This window comes from Bradyrhizobium sp., assembly GCF_049586575.1.
GTDB lineage: Bacteria > Pseudomonadota > Alphaproteobacteria > Rhizobiales > Xanthobacteraceae > Bradyrhizobium.
On record NZ_JBAVCF010000760.1, the window covers coordinates 1 to 3,274 of the forward strand.

Here is a 3,274-nt window from a genome sequence, read left to right on the forward strand (position 1 = left end):
CTGTACGCCCGGCACGGAGTGGTTCCGCTTCCAGAGCGCAGTTCCCGAGGGTCGGATCTGGACCGCCAAGGACGACGCCGTGACGATGCCAACATGGCTCGGCATTCCGGGTCTGCGCCACACTATAGGGCTCGCCCGATGGTGGCATTTTTCCATCGTAATGCTGTGGACGATCAACGGCATCGCGTTTTACGTGCTGATTTTCGCGACCGGTCAGTGGCTTCGTTTGGTCCCCGTGACGTGGGGCGTGTTCCCGGCGGCGCTCTCGACCGCCATCCAGTATGCGTCGCTGAACTTCCCCGTCGACGAAAGCTGGACCCGGTATAATGGCCTGCAGCAACTCAGCTATTTCGTCACAGTATTCATCGCCGCGCCGGTGTCGATCACCACGGGTCTTTTACAGAGTCCAGCAATTTCCAATCGGCTTGGCCTGCTTAAAAGAGTGCTGAACCGTCAGGCGGCCCGCTCCATCCATTTCATCTCGTTCTGTTGGTTCGTGCTGTTCATCCTGGCGCACGGGATCATGGTGTTCATCACCGGTCTACGGGAGAACACGAACCACATGTTTGCTGGCGTGGAGAACAACTCCTGGACTGGGTTCCCGCTCTTCGTCTTAGCGATGGTGATCGTGGGGTTGGCTTGGTGGGTCGCCTCACCTTTCACGATCCGGCACGCGCGCCTGGTGCAACGGATCGGTGAGTTCATGATCGGTGGTATCAAGGGGTTTTCCGAGTGGTGGGACCCGAACGCCCAGCTCACCGAACGGGATATCTCTCCGCACTTTTGGCCCAATGGAACCATGCCGAACTCCGCCGAGTTTGACGCCCTCGTGGAGAGTCAGTTCGTTCACTGGCGACTACGCATCGATGGGCTGGTGGAGGCGCCTCGTGAGTTCTCCCTCGCCGACCTCCGGGCCCTGCCTAAGCAGGAACAAATCACGACGCATTTCTGTATCCAGGGATGGACGGGCGTCGCCAAGTGGGGCGGCGTCCCGATGCGCGATATCCTCGATTTGGTGCGGCCTACGTCGGAAGCTCGATACGCCGTGTTCTACTCGCTCGCAGACGGCGACGATGGTGGCCGCTACTACGATGTGCACAAGATCTCCAACATGCGCCATCGCCTGACGATGCTCGCCTACGAGATGAATGGAGCACCCGTAAGCGTGCTGCACGGAGCGCCGCTGCGGCTTCGCTGCGAGAACGAGTTGGGCTTCAAGATGGTCAAGTGGATCGCGGCGATCGAGTTCGTCCGCGACTTCGCCGATCTGGGGGCTGGGGAGGGTGGTTACAATGAAGACCATGAATTCTTCGGTTACCGCATGCCGATTTGAGGCGCAGACGTGGAGCGGGCACTTGCCGCACCTGTTGAAAAGTCTTCTGAGAGTGCTTACGCGCTTGCAAAATCTCTAACGATCAAAGGAACGTCTCAATGCGTACGCCAGCGAGCATCTTCAAGCATCCCATCCATCCCATGCTGATTGTCTTTCCGATCGGTCTTTGGATCTTCTCGCTTGCCTGCGACTTGATTCGTCTGGCGGGCGCTACCGGAGAAGCATGGTCCACTGTCGCGTTTTTCAGCATGATCGGTGGTCTTATCGGCGCGCTCTGCGCGGCGGTACCAGGATTTATCGACTTGCTCTTCTATAAGGGGGGCGCTCCGCCAGTGAAGAAGATTGCTCTGACCCACATGGCGATCAATCTCACCGCCGTCGTCCTGTATGCAATAAATATCTGGCTGCGCGCCAGCGGCCCCACGAATTTAGGCACGAGCCTGAGCGCTCCCGTCGTGCTTTCGATCATTGGCGTCGCACTCCTCTTTGTATCAGGATGGCTTGGCGGCCAGATGGTGCATGTTTACGGCGTCGGCGTCGAAGGGCGCGAATAGCGCGTAAGGGCTGGTAACCAGTGAGATGGTTGCCCGCGAGGGCCAAGGCGCGTCACGACAGTCTTACGCGGAACAGGTGGCCGCGGCTCGAAAATCAAACGGAGAATTCGAATGAACGCAGCGCCTCCTGCAATTCCTTCCGATCCTGCATTGGACAATGCGTGCATCAATACTCTGCGTTTCCTCTCCGTGGACGCGGTGCAAAAGGCCGATAGCGGCCACCCCGGAATGCCGATGGGCGCCGCGTCGATGGCGTATGTGCTCTGGACCCGGTTTCTGAAATACAATCCGGCTAATCCGGGATGGTTTGATCGTGATCGTTTCGTGCTGTCTCCGGGGCATGGTTCGATGCTGCTGTATAGTTTGCTTCATCTTACCGGCTATGATCTTTCTCTCGAACAGATCAAAAGGTTCCGCGAATGGGGCAGCATGACGCCAGGGCATCCCGAGCGTGGTGTGGCGCCGGGCGTCGAGACGACCACAGGGCCGCTCGGTCAAGGCTTCGGCAATGGCGTCGGTCTCGCGATGGCCGAAGCGCACCTGGCAGCGTGTTACAACCGGTCGGGTGCCGAGATCGTCAATCATTTCACGTATGGGATCGTCAGCGATGGCGATCTGATGGAGGGCGTTTCCTCGGAGGCGGCGTCCCTCGCCGGCCATTTGAAGCTCGGCAAGCTGATCTACCTCTACGACGACAACCGGGTGACGCTCTCGGCTGGAACGGACATCACATTTACCGAGGATCGCGGGCGCCGCTTTGAGGCCTATGGCTGGCACGTCCAGTCGGTCGCGGACGGCAACGATCTCGTTGCGGTCGACACGGCGCTGCGCACGGCTCGCGCGGAAACGCAGCGGCCCTCGCTAATCCTGGCGCGGACCCATATCGGCTACGGCGCGCCCGACAAGCAGGACAGCTTTGAATCGCATGGATCGCCCTTGGGTGTCGACGAAGTGCGGTTAGCGAAAGCGAATCTGGGCTGGCCAACGGAGCCACTATTTCACATCCCCGAGAAGGCAGTCGAACACTTTCGCAAAGCGGTCGAGCGGGGAAAAGCGGCCGAGACGGAGTGGAGCGACAGATTCTCGGCGTACAGCCGCGCGTCTCCGGATCTCGCAAAAGCGTTTCAACAGGTCATGCACGGCGAATTGCCCGATGGATGGGATAGGGATATTCCGGCCTTCCCCGCGGATAAAAAGGGCATGGCCACTCGCGTTGCCGCGGGGAAGGTGATGAATGCCGTTGCGCCTCGATTGCCGGCGCTGATCGGCGGTTCGGCGGATTTGAATCCATCGACCCATACCGCGCTTTCGGGATTGGGGGATTTTGAGCCAGCCGGAGTGACCGTGCGCGACAAGCAAGGGGCGGTGGAGGGCGTCTGGAGTTACG

Annotated in this window: 2 protein-coding genes and 1 pseudogene; all 3 read left to right on the plus strand. The window is 59.7% G+C overall.

Translation table 11 applies throughout. The features are described 5' to 3' along the window. The coding region (locus WB528_RS27325; protein WP_423892461.1) for a molybdopterin-dependent oxidoreductase at positions 1–1,333 on the plus strand (1,333 nt) is incomplete at its 5' end. A 98-nt stretch (positions 1,334–1,431) separates the two neighbouring features. Beyond that, positions 1,432–1,887, plus strand: coding sequence for a DUF2231 domain-containing protein (locus tag WB528_RS27330; protein ID WP_423892462.1), 456 nt, complete (start codon positions 1,432–1,434; stop codon positions 1,885–1,887). A gap of 111 nt (positions 1,888–1,998) precedes the next feature. After that, positions 1,999–3,274, plus strand: a pseudogene (locus tag WB528_RS27335) (transketolase); the annotation flags it as partial.

Coding starts and splice junctions, on each gene's coding strand:
- WB528_RS27330 (WP_423892462.1), top strand. CDS start 1,432: ATGCGTACGCCAGCGAGCATCTTCAAGCATCCCATCCATCCCATGCTG.